The organism is Actinoplanes sp. NPDC051343 (assembly GCF_044455125.1).
GTDB lineage: Bacteria > Actinomycetota > Actinomycetes > Mycobacteriales > Micromonosporaceae > Actinoplanes.
This window is the reverse complement of sequence record NZ_JBITEL010000009.1, coordinates 58912-73297: the sequence shown is the minus strand read 5'-3', so window position 1 is coordinate 73297 and position 14386 is coordinate 58912. Positions and strand designations below refer to the sequence as shown.

Here is a 14386-nt window from a genome sequence, read left to right as displayed (position 1 = left end):
GCGGTCATGGCCGGGCTTCGCCGTGCTGGGCAGTCGTGGGAGGGTGGCCCTGGCCGGGCTTGGCCTTGCCGGGGAGTCCTGACCCGGGCTGGCCCGACCGATCCTCCGGCCATGCCCGTGGCCCGGCCGCAGCCGTCGCGGTGGGTGTCATCATCGCGGTGGGCGCGTCACCGTCGCGGTGGGCGCGTCACCGTCGCGGTGGGCGCGTCACCATCGCGGGCGGCGCGCCGCAACCACGAACACGCCGCCCTGGTCGCTATCCGTCAGAGTCTTGACCGATCTCTCGGCCGTCACCATGGACCCGTCTGAGGCGCGGATCGCGCCGCAAAGGACGGAAATCCCGCCGCGGTAGTCGCCGCGAGACTGTCCCCAGCGGCTGCCGAGGCCGTGAGCCGGCAGCGAGATCGCGCGCCGCGCACGGGCGTGACCGGGCCCTCAGGAGCGGGCCGGCCAAGACCGGGACGCCCGAGCAGTGCGGGCGGGCCCGGGTGCCGCGGGTCAGATCTTGTCGCCGACCTTGACCTGGGGGTTGGGGGTGCGGAAGCGCCGGAACTGCAGCGCCCGCATGATGCCGTACAGCTGGAGGCTGCCGGTGCGCTGGGTGGTCTTGGGGAAGCGTTCCTGCACCAGCTTCTTGACTCGGCGGGCGATCAGGAAGCTGTCGACGACCATCAGGAAGGCGAGCAGGAACCAGAGGATGTTGCTGACCAGGACCACGGTGCTGATCTTGGTGATGGAGCCGACCAGGACGATCAGGGCGCCGAGGATGAAGTAGGAGCCGATGTTGCGGCGGGAGTCGACCAGGTCGCGGACCAGGCGGCGCTCGGGGCCGCGGTCGCGGGCCATCAGGTAGCGCTCGTCGCCCTGGCGCATGCCCTGCATGGCCTCGGTGCGTTCGCGGCGGCGGTCTTCGCGGGACTCGCGGGCGTTCATCGGGGTGGCGGCGCCGACCCGGCGGGCCGTGCTGGCTCGTTTCGGCGTGACGTGGCCGAGTTCTTTCTTGCTGGGGGTGTAGCTCTTGGGCCGGTTGGCGGGGTCGGAAGCCACCTCCTCCTCGACCGGGTCGGGGGTGGTGACGTCGGCGGACTTGCGGCGAAAGAGCGAGGGCACGGTAGGAGAGTAGCCAAACGGCGCGGTGTGATTCACACCGCGCCGCGCATCGTGACAATTAAGAGAGGAACTAGAGCCGTTCGACGTGCGCGCCGAGGGCGGCCAGCTTGCCCTCGAAGTCCTCGTAGCCGCGGTTGATCAGGTCCACCCCGTACACCCGGGAGGTGCCTTCGGCGGCCAGCGCCGCGATCAGGTGGGCGAAGCCGGCCCGCAGGTCGGGGATGACCAAATCGGTCGCGTGCAGCTTGGACGGGCCGGCGATGACCGCCGAGTGTTTGAAGTTGCGGCGGCCGAAGCGGCACGGGGTGCCGCCCAGGCAGTCGCGGTAGACCTGGATCGTCGCGCCCATCTGGTTGAGCGCGTCGGTGTAGCCGAGCCGCTGCTCGTACACCGTCTCGTGCATGATCGACAGGCCGCGGGCCTGGGTCAGCGCGACCACCAGCGGCTGCTGCCAGTCGGTCATGAAGCCGGGGTGCACGTCGGTCTCGAGGGCGACCGGCTGCAGGTCGCCGCCCGGGTGCCAGAACTTGATGCCGCCCTCGGCGCCGACCACGCCCGGCCGGGCCACCCGGTCGTCGGTGATGTGGAACTCGCCGCCGATCGAGCGGAACACGTTGAGGAACGTCATCATGTCGGCCTGCTGGGCGCCGAGCACCTCGATCTCGCCCTTGGTGGCCAGCGCGGCGGCGGCCCACGAGGCGGCCTCGATCCGGTCCGGGATCGGCTTGTGCTGGTAGCCGTGGAGGCGGGGCACGCCCTGGATCTCGATGACCCGGTCGGTGTGCACGGTGATGATCGCGCCCATTTTCTGCAGTACGCAGATCAGGTCGATGATCTCCGGCTCGATGGCCGCGTTGCGCAGTTCGGTCACGCCCTCGGCGCGTACGGCGGTGAGCAGCACCTGCTCGGTCGCCCCGACGCTCGGGTAGGGCAGTTCGAGCTTGGCGCCGTGCAGGCCGTTGGGCGCGCTGAGGTGCATGCCCTCGGGTGCCTTGTCGACGACCGCGCCGAATTCGCGCAGCGCCTGGATGTGGAAGTCGATCGGGCGCGGGCCGATGTAGCAGCCGCCGAGGTCCGGGATGAACGCCCGGCCGAGGCGGTGCAGCAGCGGGCCGCAGAACAGGATCGGGATGCGGCTCGAACCGGCGTGGACGTTGATCTCTTCGGTGCTGGCGCTCTCGACGTTGGTCGGGTCCATGACGATCTCGCCGTCACTCGCGCCGTCGGAGACCTTCACACCGTGCAGTTCGAGAAGGCCGCGCACCACTTCGACGTCGCGGATGCGCGGCACGTCGTAGAGCACACTGGGCGTCTCGCCGAGGACGGCGGCCACCATGGCCTTGGAGACGAGATTCTTGGCGCCACGGACCCGGATCTGACCCTGCAACGGCGTACCGCCGTGCACGACCAAGACGTCGTCGGTCAACGTAACCTCCAGCCGGCGGGCGCGAACATGCGCACCCGGAGATGAGTCGAGGGGCGAGCAGACGGGCGGGGGTACCCGTTCTGCAACCGGGGAAGCATAGCGCTGAGTGACAAAAGCGAAAGTCAGCACACCGGTCAACCGGCACAAAAATGCTGATGATTAACCCAGCGGAAAGGTACTGCCGTGCGGACGGGATCTTCTCCGCTACGGTAAGTAACTTTTACGGAAGGGCCAGCATCTGGTCGAGAGCGATCCGCGCGTGGTGCGCGGTGTCCTCATCGACGGTGATCTGGTTGGGCACGCGGCCCGCCACCAGCTCCTCGAGCGCCCACACGAGGTGGGGGAGATCGATGCGGTTCATCGTCGAGCAGTAGCAGACCGTCCGGTCGAGGAACATGATCTGCTTGTCGGGGTGGGCGAGCGCCATCCGGCGTACGAGATTGAGCTCGGTGCCGACCGCCCAGGCCGACCCCGACGGCGCCGCGTCGAGGGCCTTGATGATGTATTCGGTCGAGCCGACCTGGTCGGCGGCCTGCACCACCTCGTGGCGGCACTCCGGGTGGACCAGCACGTTGACGCCGGGCACGCGCTCGCGCACCTCGCGCACGCTGTCGATGGTGAAACGCCCGTGCACCGAGCAGTGCCCGCGCCAGAGGATCATGCGCGCATCGCGCAGCTGCTGGTCGGTCAGGCCACCGTTCGGCTTGTGCGGGTCGTAGAGAACACAATCGTCAAGGTCGAAACCCATTTCCAGTACGGCCGTGTTGCGGCCCAAGTGCTGGTCGGGCAGGAAGAAGACCTTGGAACCCTGCTCGAACGACCACGTGAGCGCCCGCTTCGCATTGGACGACGTGCAGACCACGCCCTTGTTGCGGCCGACGAAGCCCTTGATGTCGGCCGACGAGTTCATGTAGGTGACCGGCACGATGTCGCCCGCGATGCCCAGGTCCTCGAAGTGCTCCCAGGCCGTCTGCACCTGGCCGAGCACCGCCATGTCGGCCATCGAGCAGCCGGCGGCGAGGTCGGGCAGTACGACCTTCTGGGACGAACCGGTGAGGATGTCGGCGCTCTCCGCCATGAAATGCACGCCGCAGAACACGATGAACTCGGCGGAGGGGCGGGCGGCCGCCTCGCGGGCGAGCTTGAACGAGTCGCCGGTGACGTCGGCGAACTGGATCACCTCGTCGCGCTGGTAGTGGTGCCCGAGCACGAACACCCGGTCACCCAGCGCGGCCTTGGCCGCCGTCGCGCGCGCCACCAGGTCGGGGTCGCTCGGCGCCGGCAGGTCGCCGGGGCAGTCGACGCCGCGCTCGGAGGCCGGGTCGCTGCCGCGTCCGAGCAGGAGGAGCGCGGTGGGGGTGTTCGAGGGTTCGGTCCAGATCGACGTCACGCGGCCATCGTCGCACAGCGGACGGACGCCTAAACCGTGCGCGGAGAGTGGGCTGGCACACTCATGCAGTGCGCGTACTGATCTGTCCGGACAAGTTTGCCGGAACCCTGTCCGCTACCGCCGTGGCCGATGCGATCGCGGAGGGCTGGGGCGGCGACACGACGCTGGTCAAGCGGCCGCTGTCGGACGGCGGCCCAGGCTTCGTCGAGGTGCTGGCCGGGTCGGTGAACGGCCGCCGGCTGACGGTGCCCACGGTCGACCCGCTCGGGCGGCCGGTCGACGGCGAGATCCTGCTGGCCGGCCCCGTCGCGTACATCGAAAGCGCGCAGGCCTGCGGCCTGCACCTGTTGGCCAAGGATGAGCGTGACCCCAACACCACCTCCTCGTACGGCCTGGGGCTGCTGATCACCGCGGCGGTCGAGGCGGGCGCCACCGAGGTGGTGATCGGGCTCGGCGGCTCGGCGACCAACGACGGCGGCGCGGGCATGCTGGCCGCGCTGGGTGCTCCACCGGTCGACGCGGCCGGTTACGCACTGCCGTACGGCGGCGCCTATCTCAATGCGGCTGCCACGCTCGGCGGCCGCATTGAGCTCCGGGACGTACGCCTGGTGGCCGCGACCGACGTCGACAGCCCGATGACCGGCCTGCACGGCGCGAGCAACGTCTTCGGCCCGCAGAAGGGCGCGAGCCGCGAGGACGTCTACCGCCTGGACGCCGCGCTGGAGGTCTTCGCCGGGGTGCTCGAGCGCGCCTTCGGCATCAGTGACCTGCAGACCCAGCCCGGCGGGGGAGCGGCCGGCGGGATCGGCGCCGCGCTGATCGCCCTCGGCGGCCGGGTCACCTCGGGGATCGGCCTGGTCACCGCCTCCATCGGGCTGGAGCACGAGCTCGACCAGGCCGGCCTGGTGATCACCGGGGAGGGCTCGTTCGACCACCAGTCGCTGCGCGGAAAGGTGGTGGCGGGCATCGCCAACGGCGCCCGCGACCGGGGCATTCCGTGCATCGTGCTGTGCGGTCGCAACGAGACCGGCTACCGCGAGGCGGCCAGTGCCGGAGTCACCGAGACGCACTCGCTGACCGAGTTGTTCGGCTCCGAGGACGAGGCGATGGCCCGCCCCGCCGAGGGCCTGCGGGAGCTCGCCGCGCGTCTGGCCAGGCAGTGGGAACGTCTTTAGGCCGCTCAGGGGCGGGTGGTCGGGGCGGAAGCAGGGAGGTGAACTGAGCCACCCCGATTGGGAATCACGCGAAATGGGGCTAGCGTTGGCCAGTACGGCATGATGTCCGCACCTGGCAGGGAGATACGCAGTGACCACTGAGACGCACACCGAGTCGACCGAGGCGACCGCCCCGACCGGCGTAGTTCTGACCGACGTCGCCGCGGTGAAGGTCAAGGCCCTGATCGAGCAGGAAGGGCGCGACGACCTGCGCCTGCGCATCGCCGTTCAGCCCGGCGGCTGCTCCGGCCTGCGTTACCAGCTCTTCTTCGACGAGCGCTCGCTCGACGGCGACGTCGTGAACGACTTCGACGGGGTCGGCGTCGTGGTCGACCGCATGAGCGCGCCCTACCTGGCCGGCGCCACGATCGACTTCGCCGACCGGATCGACGCCCAGGGCTTCACGATCGACAACCCGAACGCGCAGAACTCCTGCGCCTGTGGTGACTCTTTCCACTGAGCCATCGCCGAAACATCTCCGGAGCAGGCCGTCCCGTTCACGGGACGGCCTGCTCTGCTTCATGTGCCGGTAGGCTGCTGGAGTAACAGCCCCCCGTTCCCGAACCTCGAGGGCCCACATGAAGATCGCCGTGACCGGCTCGATCGCCTCCGACCACCTGATGCACTTCCCGGGCCGCTTCTCGGAGCAGCTCATAGCCGATCAGCTGCACAAGGTCTCGCTCTCTTTCCTCGTCGACGACCTGGTGGTCCGGCGCGGCGGCGTGGCACCCAACATCTCGTTCGGCCTGAGCAAGCTGGGCCTGCGCCCGGTGCTGATCGGTGCGGTCGGTGCCGACTTCGCCGACTACCGCTCCTGGCTCGAGCGGCACGGCGTCGACTGCGGCTCGGTGCACGTCAGTGAGGTGGCCCACACCGCCCGCTTCGTCTGCACCACCGACGACGACCTCAACCAGATCGCCTCGTTCTACGCCGGCGCGATGTCCGAGGCCCGCAACATCGAGCTGGCACCGGTGGCCGAGCGGGTGGGCGGCCTCGACCTGGTGCTGATCGGCGCGAACGACCCGCAGGCGATGCTCCGCCACTCCGAGGAGTGCCGGGCGCGGGGTTACCGGTTCGCGGCCGACCCCTCGCAGCAGCTCGCGTTCATGCCCGGCAGCGACGTGCTGAGCCTGATCAGCGGCGCCGACTACCTGCTTACCAACGAATACGAGCGCTCGTTGCTCGAGACGAAGGCGGGTCTGACCAGCGACGAGGTCCTCGACCAAGTCAAGATCCGGGTGACCACGCTCGGCAAGGACGGCGTCGAGATCACCGGCAAGGGCATCGAGCGCATCCACGTGCCGGTCGCCAAGGACGTCGTTCCGGAAGACCCGACCGGGGTCGGCGACGGCTTCCGGGCCGGCTTCTTCGCCGCGATCAGCTGGGGCCTCGGCCTCGAGCGGGCGGCTCAGGTCGGCTCGCTGGTCGCCGCGCTGGTGCTGGAGACGACCGGACCGCAGGAGTACGACATTCGCGGCGAAGAGTTCGGCAAGCGCTTCACCGACTCGTACGGTGAGGCGGCGGCCGCCGAGGTCACCGCGCACCTGCCCGCCTGATCCAGGGAAAACACATGGTCCTCGCTGTCTTCGCCGGGTTGCCCGGGGTCGGCAAGAGCACGCTTGCCGCGCGGGTGGCCGCCGAACTGCCCGCGGCGGTGCTCGCCGTCGACACGGTCGACTTCACGCTGCGGCGTTACGAGGTCAGCGAGGCCCGGCCCGGCTACGCGGCGTACGGGGTGGTGGCCGCCCTGGCCGAGACCCAGCTCCGGATCGGCCACCACGTGATCATCGACGCGGTCAACCCGGTGAAGGCGGCCCGGCAGCTCTGGGTCGACCTGGCCGAGCGGATGGACGTGCCGCTGCGGGTGGTCGAGGTGGTGTGCGGCGACGACGCCGAGCACCGGCGGCGGGTAGAGGCGCGATACAAGGCCCGCGATCACGACGGCATCCCGGACTGGGTGCGCGTGCTCGAGCGCCAGGCCGAGTACGAGCCGTACCTCGGGCCGCGCCTGGTGGTCGACACGTTCCTGGCCAAGGAGCCGGTCGAGCCGGTGGTCCGCTACCTCAGTTGAGTTTGCGCACGTCAAACGCGTCCGGCGCGGGCGAGCCGAGAAACTCCTGCTTCTTCATGCGGCACCACGCCGGGATGTCGTTGGCGGCGGCCGGGTCGTCCGCGAGCACCCGCAGCACCTCGCCCACCTCGGCCGTGCGGATGCGCTTGGCCAGCGCGATCACCGGCAGCGGGCAGCGCTGACCGAGACAATCGAGTTCGATCACATTCCAGCTTCTTTCCTGAGGTCGGCCACCAGTCCTGGCAGCACATCCAGGAAACGCTCGACATCTTCCGCCGTTGTACCGCGGTGCAGCGAGACCCGCACGTTGCCGTGGCTGAGCACGCCCATCGCCTCCAGCACGTGACTCGGGCGCAGCGTCGACGCGGTGCACGACGAACCGGACGAGACCGCGAAACCGTGCCGGTCGAGCGCGTGGAGCAGGGCCTCGCCGTCCACGTACAGGCAGGAGAAGGTCACCAGGTGCGGCAGCCGGTCGACCGGATCGCCCACCACCTCGACGTCGGGCACGGTCGCCGCCACCCGCTCCCGGATGCGGTCGACCAGGGCCGACTGCCGCGCAGCCTCGGCTTCCGCCTCGCCGAGCACGGCTCGCAGGCTCGCCGCCGCGGCGACGACCGCCGGCAGGTCGAGAGCGCCGGGCACGCCCGGACGATAAAGATCATCTTTCGGGTACGGCGAGAGCCAGCGCACGCCCTTGCGAACCACAAGTACGCCCACACCCGGCGGCCCGCCCCACTTGTGGGCACTGGCACTGAGCAGCGACCACCCCGTCGGCAGCGGAACATGGCCGACCGACTGGGCGGCGTCCACGAACAACGGCACCCCGTTCCCGGCGCAGAAGGCCGCCGCGCTCTCCACCGGCTGCACCGTTCCGGCCTCGTGGCTGGCGCTGATCAAACTGGCCAGTGCCACTCCGTCGCCCTCGACGGCCCGCTCCCAGGCGTCCAGGTCGAGGCGGCCCCGCCGGTCGACCGGCACCGCCCGTGCCTGGTGCCGGTCGGCCGCGTGCAGGACCGCCGAGTGCTCGATCGCCGAATGCACCAGCGTGTCGCCCTGCCTCGCCCGGCCCGCAAGACCACCGAGGACGGCGGCCTGCGCGGCAGCCGTACCGGAAGGCCACAGTGACACCTCGTCCGCGCGTACGCCCAAAGCCTCGGCAAACGCGGCGTGAGCCGCGTCAGAAAGCTGTTGAGCCCGCCGGCCCGCGGCATAGAGCCGGGCCGGGTCGGCCCAACCATCGGCCAGCGACGCCAGCAGAGCTTCTCTGGCCACCGGATGCAAAGGTGCGGCAGTAGCCCCATCAAGGTAAACAGGCAGGTAGGCCGGAACGCCCGTGTCTTCCACCCTCGAACGGTATCGTCCGGTTGTTGCGGGGTTTTCGAGCTTCGAAGATCGGACCCCCGGAACGGGACGGTACGGCCAGGTCGAGTAATGTGCGACCGTCGGTGACGCCTTGCCGCCTGGCGTCCCTTTTCAGGGTGGGGACGACGTTTCGGGCGGGGTGCCGCTGCTAAGGGAGGCATACGCAGGTGGGCGCAAAGAGTTCGGCCGCGCGGCCGCGAGCGGCAGTCCGGGTAGCCGGGCTCGGTCTCGGCGCTGCGGCGCTGCTGATGCTGCTTTCGGGCTGTTCCGTCGAGGGCTTCGGCAAGGCGTTCGGCCACTTCGGTTGGCCGGGCCCCGGCATCAGCCTCCAGGCACACAAGATGTACGACCTGTGGATCGCGTCGGTCATCGCGGCACTGGTCGTCGGCATTTTCGTGTGGGGCCTGATCTTCTGGTGCGTCATCCGGTACCGCAAGCGCGGCGACGAGCTGCCCGTGCAGACCCGGTTCAACATGCCGATGGAGGTCCTCTACACGGTCACCCCCATCCTCGTGGTGGCGGTGCTCTTCTACTACACGGCGATCGTCCAGACCGACGTGGACAAGCTCTCGAAGAACCCCGACCAGATCGTGCAGGTCACGGCATTCAAGTGGCAGTGGGAGTTCGACTACCGCGACGGCATGGGCACCGGTGCCAAGACGACCGTCGCGACGGTCGGCTCGGCCGACGTGATCCCGCTGCTGGTCCTGCCGGTCGGCCAGAAGATCCGGTTCGAGGAGACCAGCAAGGACGTCATCCACTCCTTCTGGGTGCCCGAGCTGCTGTTCAAGCGCGACGTGTTCCCGGGCAGCATCCGCAACGTCTTCGAGGTGACGCTCGACAAGACCGGGCGCTACGTCGGACGCTGCGCCGAGCTCTGCGGCACCTACCACGCGTTCATGCAGTTCGAGCTGGTCGCCGTCACGCCGGAGCAGTTCAACACGTACATGCAGGCTCGCAAGGCCGGCCAGACCGTCCAGCAGGGCATGGCAGCCATGGGCTTCACCGGCAACCAGGAGTACGCGGTGACCACCAAGCCGCTGAACACCCGGCGCCAGGCGAGCAGCTGGAACCAGTCCAACGCCGTGGACAAGTAGGAGCCTGACGTGAAGACCGAATACAAAATCTTCGCCGGCGTCGCGGCGTTCCTCTTCGGCGCCGCGATCGTCTACGGCGCGTGGACGCACGGCCAGACCGGCCATCTGGAGTGGATCGGCTTCGTCGCGCTGATCCTCTCCGGCCTCCTGTGCACGATGTGCGCCACGTTCTTCGGCTTCGTGGCCCGCCGCATCGAGCCCCGCCCGGAAGACCGCGAGGACGGCGAGATCGCCGAAGGCGCCGGCGAGATCGGCTTCTTCAGCCCGGGCAGCTACTGGCCGTTCGGCATCGCGCTGGCCGCCGCGGTGGCCGGCCTCGGCCTCGTCTTCTGGATGTGGTGGCTGATCGCCGTCGGCATGATCATGGTCATCTTCAGCGCGTGCGGCATGCTCTTCGAGTACTACTCAGGAACCAGGCACACCGCCGAGCACTGAGTTTGCTCTTTAAAGCCCGCTCTCTCCGTTGGAGGGAGCGGGCTTTGTGTTTGTCGGGGGTCGACCGCGTTTGACCGGAATGATTGGCGCTCGCTCCAGGTAGTCCGGTGCGCGGCGCCGTTGGTGCTCAGGCTTGTTCGGACGCCGTTTTCGCCCAGGCCTATCGTGGCCGGGACAGCCGCGCCGGGAGAGCCGCGCCGGGAGAGCCGCGCCGGGAGAGCCGCGCCGGGAGAGCCGCGCCGGGAGAGCCGCGCCGGGAGAGCCGCGCCGGGAGAGCCGCGCCGTGCGGCGCCCGCAGCGTCAGGCGAAGGCCGCCCGCGGCGTGAGGCGAAGCTGCGGGACGGCCGCGTCGGTCTTGACGGCCGCCGTCCGTCGCCGCGCTCGGGTGGTCACGGGCCGGCTTGCGGGCCGTGGGTGCTGGTGGTCTGTGGGTGTGGCCGCTCGGTGGGCCTGGTCAGGCGGCGGCGCGGCGTTGGTGGGGGAGGCGGGGAATCGGGCCGGCGTGGTTGGGCCAGAGGTGGACGACGATCGGGGCGACGACCTCGGCCATGCCGCAGCGGGTGCAGACCAGCTCGGGGCAGTCGTCGTGGCCGTCGGCGCACGGCGGCACCTCGAACAGCATGTCGCCGTCGCAGATGGCGCAGCGCAGTTCGCGTTCCGACACGGGTGGCTCCTCTCCTGAAGAAGGCGAAGCTGGATCTACCCGAATGTGATTCAGACGCTGCCACGGATCGGCGGCGTTGGGGAGCACCCCGGGCGGCGTGTCTGCGGGTTTTTGTACCAGTTACGGATTTCGGCGGAGTTTCACCCGGTTCGCGCGGGCGGCATGGTGGTCGGCTGAGGCTTGCGGGTGAAAGTCCAGCCTGCTCAGGCGCCGGCTAACGGCTGCAGACCTGTCCGACCCCGCTCAGGCCGTCAGATCGCTGGTCAGGAGCCTCAACCGCCGACGCGTACGGGCGGGGGCCTATTCGGCGGCCTTTGCCGCCTTTGCCGCCTCGATCCACTTGGTGAGCTGTGCCGTTGCGGCGCCCGAGTCGATCGTTTCCTCGGCTCGGGCGATGCCGGAGCGCATGGTTTCGACGAAATCGCCCGGGAAGCGGGCGTGCGCGGCCAGCGCGGCCGCCACGTTGACCGCCACCGCGTCGCGCACCGGGCCGCGCTCGCCGGCGAAGACCCGGTGGGCCACGTCGGCGTTGAAGGTCACGTCGCCGCCACGCAGGTCGGCCGGCTGGCTGCGCGGGAGGCCGAGGTCGGTCGCGTCGAGCACGGTCTCGTCGACGCGGCCGTCGCGGACCAGCCACAGGCGGGTCGGGGCGGACGTCGTGAACTCGTCGAGGCCGTCCTCGCCGCGCATCACCACGGCCGAGTCGCCGCGGCGGGCGAAGACCGCCGCCATCACCGGAGCCATCCGCAGGTCGAAACAGCCGACCGCGGCCGCCGTGGGGCGGGCCGGGTTGGTCAGCGGGCCGAGCATGTTGAAAAACGTCGGCACGCCCAGCTCGCGCCTGGTCACCGCGGCGTGGCGCATGCCGGGGTGGTAGCGCGCGGCGAAGCAGAAGCCCATGCCGGCCTCGGTGACCGTGCGGGCCACGCCGGCCGGGCCGAGGTCGAGCGGCAGGCCGAAGTGTTCGAGCAGGTCGGCGGTGCCGGTCGTCGAGGAGGCCGAGCGGTTGCCGTGCTTGACCACCCGCACCCCGGACGCGGCCGTGACGATCGCGGCCATCGTGGAGATGTTGACCGTATTGGCCCGGTCGCCGCCGGTGCCGACCACGTCGACCGCGTCGGTGCGCTGCTCCTCGGGGAGCTCGACCAGGGTCGCCGCGGCCAGCATGGCCTCGACCAGCCCGGCCAGCTCGGCCGGGGTCTCGCCCTTGGCCCGCATCGCGATCGCGAAGCCCGCGACCTGGACGGGCGTGGCGTTGCCCGCCATGATCTCGCCCATCGCCCACGCGGTGTCCGACGTGGCGAGTTCCTCGCCACGCATCAAAACGCTGGTCAGGTTGGGCCAGGTGCGTGCGCCCATGGCGGGTCTCCGTCCGGGGGTACGGCGAACGAGTCGGTCTTAGCCCAGCGTGCCGAGGGTGCCCAGCGGGATCGCCCCGTTGCGGCGGTCGCGCAGCATCGCGGCGATGGTCTGCCCGGTGGTGACCGGGTCGAGCGGGTAGGTCAGGGTCTGGTCGACCTGCGCGTAGGCGGCCAGCCAGCGGTCGGCGGCGCGGGCCAGCACGACACACACCGGCGGCGGTGTGGCGTACTCGTCCTTGGTCTGCCGGGCGATGCCGAGACCGCCGGCCGGAGCGGCCTCGCCGTCCAGCACCATCAGGTCGATCTCGTACTTGTCCAGGAGGATGCGGCACTCTTCCCAGGTCGACGCGTCGGCGAACTCGACCCGCAGATCGGCCGCCGGGCGCACGCCGATGGCCAGGCGAATCTTGTCGCGAACGGCCTTGTCGTCGCTGTAGAGCAGGACGGTGTATTGGTCTGGTGCGTCGCTCATGGATGGCCCCGGTTCACGCTCGTAGGTGCCCGCTGATCGTACCGAACCCGCTATTCGCCGTCCGCCCGTGGTCGATTCGCCGCGGCCTGCTCTGTGATCTTTGTTGCAGCGGCCACGGCGGCCCGCGCCTGTTCGGCCTCGGCGCGGTCGAGAGCGCGGTCGACCCTTCTCGCCTCGCGCTCGGACTGCCGCATCCACTGGATCACCAGGATGCCGAGCATGGTGACGCTGACCAGTTCGCCGCCGGCCCACAGGATGCCGCCCGCGTTGACCTGGTCGTTCCACGGGTTGGCCCAGCTCAGGTGCAGGCTCGGGTAGTAGTCGCCGGCCAGCAGCGACTTGTCCTGCATGATCGTCAGGCCGAGCACGGTGTGGAACGGCACCGACAGCACCATGAGCAGCGCCCGGCCCGGGTAGGGCCAGCGGTTGGGCAGCGGGTCGAGGCCGAGCAGCGGCCAGAAGAACAGGCACCCGGTGACGATGAAGTGGATGTGCGTGAGCTCGTGCAACCAGTCGTTCTCAAGGGTCACCTTGTAGAGCCCGGTGAAGTAGAGGGCGAACGGGTTGGCGATGAAGATGCCGAACGCGACAAGCGGAAACGTGAGCACCCGGATGTAGCGGCTGTGCAGGAAGGCGAGCAGTGTGCGCTTGGGCTTGCGCTGCATCGTGCGCAGGGCCAGGGTGACCGGCGCGCCCAGGGCCAGGAAGATCGGCCCGACCATGGCCAGCACCATGTGCTGCACCATGTGCACGGAGAGCAGGGTGTCGTCGTACGCCTCGATGCCGGTGACCGTGACCGCCGCGATCGAGCCGAGTCCACCGACGACGAACGCCACCGTCCGGCCGGGCGGCCAGTGGTCGCCGCGCTTGCGCAGGCGGTAGACGCCGTAGCCGTACAGCGCGCCCGCGACCAGCAGGAAGAGTGCGACCAGGCTGGTCAAGTGGATCTGGGTGAAGATCTCCGCGGGCGTGAAGGGCGGGAGGACAGTATCCCCTCCCGCGTCCGCCAGTGGAGGCATTTCGGCAAGCAGCACCACCTGAGGCTAGGCCTATCCGGTCTCCACGCGTTCTACCGGGCTGTGACTCTTGCCGGATTCCACCCCCCGCGGCACGCATGCCTGATCGCGGGGCAATAATGAGCCCGTGACAGCGGCCTCAGCCATCGACAAGAGCCGGATCCACTCGCTGACCCGACCCAACATGGTCAGTGTCGGGACGATCGTGTGGCTCTCGAGCGAACTCATGTTCTTCGCGGCCTTGTTCGCGATGTACTTCTCGATCCGCGCCGCGGACTACCACATGTGGCAGATCCATACACCGGAACTCAACGTTCCGTACGCGACGGCCAACACGATCATCCTCGTGCTGTCGTCGGTGACCTGCCAACTGGGCGTGTTCGCGGCCGAGAAGGGCGACGTGTTCGCGCTGCGGCGCTGGTTCACGATCACCTTCGTGATGGGTCTGATCTTCGTCCTCGGCCAGGCCAACGAGTACCGCAGCCTGGTCCACGACGGCGTCAAGCTCAATGGCGACGGTTACGGCTCGATGTTCTACCTGACGACGGGCTTCCACGGCCTGCACGTCACCGGTGGCCTGATCGCCTTCATCGTCTACATGATCCGAACGACCATGGGCCGGTTCACGCCGGCTCAGGCGACCTCGGCGATCGTCGTGTCGTACTACTGGCACTTCGTGGACGTCGTGTGGATCGCGCTGTTCTCCATGATCTATTGGCTGCAGTAGACCCACGACGACGTCCATGAGCTTCAGGTCGAAATCCA

The 14386-nt window shown here is 69.4% G+C and carries 16 protein-coding genes; 7 read left to right on the top strand and 9 right to left on the bottom strand.

Annotated features, from left to right (window positions below):
• Nucleotides 1–498 precede the first annotated feature (498 nt).
• From ACIA5C_RS28260 to nadA, 3 genes are all read right to left on the bottom strand, one after another.
• Entirely contained in the window at nucleotides 499–1110 is a 612-nt protein-coding gene (locus tag ACIA5C_RS28260) for a DUF3043 domain-containing protein (protein WP_396059825.1), read from the bottom strand.
• Between the two features lie 70 nt (nucleotides 1111–1180).
• Nucleotides 1181–2536 carry a UDP-N-acetylglucosamine 1-carboxyvinyltransferase gene (gene murA, locus ACIA5C_RS28255; RefSeq protein ID WP_396059823.1) on the bottom strand — a complete coding sequence of 452 codons (1356 nt, stop codon included), beginning with the start codon at nucleotides 2534–2536 and terminating at the stop codon, nucleotides 1181–1183.
• A gap of 220 nt (nucleotides 2537–2756) precedes the next feature.
• Nucleotides 2757–3926: a quinolinate synthase NadA gene (gene nadA, locus ACIA5C_RS28250; protein ID WP_396059821.1), complete on the bottom strand. Its 1170-nt coding sequence runs from the start codon at nucleotides 3924–3926 to the stop codon at nucleotides 2757–2759.
• Nucleotides 3927–3994: 68 nt separating this feature from the next.
• Between nadA and ACIA5C_RS28245 the strand changes: the two genes are divergently transcribed.
• The 4 genes from ACIA5C_RS28245 to ACIA5C_RS28230 all read left to right on the top strand — a co-directional run bounded on the left by ACIA5C_RS28245 (nucleotide 3995) and on the right by ACIA5C_RS28230 (nucleotide 7211).
• Nucleotides 3995–5101, top strand: a complete 1107-nt coding sequence (locus ACIA5C_RS28245; RefSeq protein ID WP_396059819.1) for a glycerate kinase — start codon at nucleotides 3995–3997, stop codon at nucleotides 5099–5101.
• A 130-nt stretch (nucleotides 5102–5231) separates the two neighbouring features.
• A complete protein-coding gene (erpA, locus tag ACIA5C_RS28240) occupies nucleotides 5232–5600 on the top strand; it encodes an iron-sulfur cluster insertion protein ErpA (RefSeq protein WP_396059817.1) in 369 nt (122 codons plus the stop codon).
• A 118-nt stretch (nucleotides 5601–5718) separates the two neighbouring features.
• A complete protein-coding gene (locus ACIA5C_RS28235; RefSeq protein WP_396059815.1) occupies nucleotides 5719–6696 on the top strand; it encodes a carbohydrate kinase family protein in 978 nt (325 codons plus the stop codon).
• Nucleotides 6697–6710: 14 nt separating this feature from the next.
• Nucleotides 6711–7211, top strand: a complete 501-nt coding sequence (locus tag ACIA5C_RS28230; protein ID WP_396059813.1) for an AAA family ATPase — start codon at nucleotides 6711–6713, stop codon at nucleotides 7209–7211.
• On the opposite strand, the gene ACIA5C_RS28225 is transcribed toward ACIA5C_RS28230, so the two are convergent.
• On the bottom strand, nucleotides 7204–7416 hold the full coding sequence (locus ACIA5C_RS28225) for a sulfurtransferase TusA family protein (RefSeq protein WP_396059811.1): 213 nt from the start codon (nucleotides 7414–7416) through the stop codon (nucleotides 7204–7206). The two genes, ACIA5C_RS28230 and ACIA5C_RS28225, sit on opposite strands and share 8 nt — an antisense overlap.
• The gene (locus ACIA5C_RS28220) at nucleotides 7413–8558 is read right to left on the bottom strand and encodes a cysteine desulfurase family protein (protein WP_396059809.1); all 1146 of its coding nucleotides are present in this window, start codon (nucleotides 8556–8558) and stop codon (nucleotides 7413–7415) included. The genes ACIA5C_RS28225 and ACIA5C_RS28220 overlap by 4 nt, the downstream gene beginning before the upstream one ends.
• A 266-nt stretch (nucleotides 8559–8824) precedes the next feature.
• Between ACIA5C_RS28220 and coxB the strand changes: the two genes are divergently transcribed.
• Both coxB and ACIA5C_RS28210 read left to right on the top strand, forming a co-directional pair.
• Nucleotides 8825–9673 carry a cytochrome c oxidase subunit II gene (coxB, locus tag ACIA5C_RS28215; protein WP_396060608.1) on the top strand — a complete coding sequence of 283 codons (849 nt, stop codon included), beginning with the start codon at nucleotides 8825–8827 and terminating at the stop codon, nucleotides 9671–9673.
• A gap of 9 nt (nucleotides 9674–9682) precedes the next feature.
• Complete coding sequence (locus tag ACIA5C_RS28210) at nucleotides 9683–10108, top strand: cytochrome c oxidase subunit 4 (protein WP_396059807.1); 426 nt, start codon at nucleotides 9683–9685, stop codon at nucleotides 10106–10108.
• A gap of 454 nt (nucleotides 10109–10562) precedes the next feature.
• Here ACIA5C_RS28210 and ACIA5C_RS28205 read toward each other — a convergent pair whose 3' ends face one another.
• The 4 genes from ACIA5C_RS28205 to ACIA5C_RS28190 all read right to left on the bottom strand — a co-directional run bounded on the left by ACIA5C_RS28205 (nucleotide 10563) and on the right by ACIA5C_RS28190 (nucleotide 13624).
• Complete coding sequence (locus tag ACIA5C_RS28205; protein WP_396059805.1) at nucleotides 10563–10772, bottom strand: hypothetical protein; 210 nt, start codon at nucleotides 10770–10772, stop codon at nucleotides 10563–10565.
• Nucleotides 10773–11072: 300 nt separating this feature from the next.
• A complete protein-coding gene (trpD, locus tag ACIA5C_RS28200) occupies nucleotides 11073–12131 on the bottom strand; it encodes an anthranilate phosphoribosyltransferase (RefSeq protein ID WP_396059803.1) in 1059 nt (352 codons plus the stop codon).
• 39 nt (nucleotides 12132–12170) lie between these two features.
• Nucleotides 12171–12605: a hypothetical protein gene (locus ACIA5C_RS28195; RefSeq protein WP_396059801.1), complete on the bottom strand. Its 435-nt coding sequence runs from the start codon at nucleotides 12603–12605 to the stop codon at nucleotides 12171–12173.
• 50 nt (nucleotides 12606–12655) lie between these two features.
• A complete protein-coding gene (locus tag ACIA5C_RS28190; protein WP_396060606.1) occupies nucleotides 12656–13624 on the bottom strand; it encodes a cytochrome c oxidase assembly protein in 969 nt (322 codons plus the stop codon).
• 124 nt (nucleotides 13625–13748) lie between these two features.
• Here ACIA5C_RS28190 and ACIA5C_RS28185 point away from each other — a divergent pair, with 124 nt between their 5' ends.
• Nucleotides 13749–14348 carry a heme-copper oxidase subunit III gene (locus tag ACIA5C_RS28185; RefSeq protein ID WP_396059799.1) on the top strand — a complete coding sequence of 200 codons (600 nt, stop codon included), beginning with the start codon at nucleotides 13749–13751 and terminating at the stop codon, nucleotides 14346–14348.
• The last annotated feature ends 38 nt before the right edge of the window (nucleotides 14349–14386 follow it).

What these genes read in the sequence shown, in the direction of transcription:
- trpD (WP_396059803.1), bottom strand. Translation starts at nt 12,131, where the DNA reads ATGGGCGCACGCACCTGGCCCAACCTGACCAGCGTTTTGATGCGTGGC.
- ACIA5C_RS28235 (WP_396059815.1), top strand. Translation starts at nt 5,719, where the DNA reads ATGAAGATCGCCGTGACCGGCTCGATCGCCTCCGACCACCTGATGCAC.
- ACIA5C_RS28190 (WP_396060606.1), bottom strand. Translation starts at nt 13,624, where the DNA reads ATGCCTCCACTGGCGGACGCGGGAGGGGATACTGTCCTCCCGCCCTTC.
- ACIA5C_RS28230 (WP_396059813.1), top strand. Translation starts at nt 6,711, where the DNA reads ATGGTCCTCGCTGTCTTCGCCGGGTTGCCCGGGGTCGGCAAGAGCACG.
- ACIA5C_RS28195 (WP_396059801.1), bottom strand. Translation starts at nt 12,605, where the DNA reads ATGAGCGACGCACCAGACCAATACACCGTCCTGCTCTACAGCGACGAC.
- coxB (WP_396060608.1), top strand. Translation starts at nt 8,825, where the DNA reads ATGCTGCTTTCGGGCTGTTCCGTCGAGGGCTTCGGCAAGGCGTTCGGC.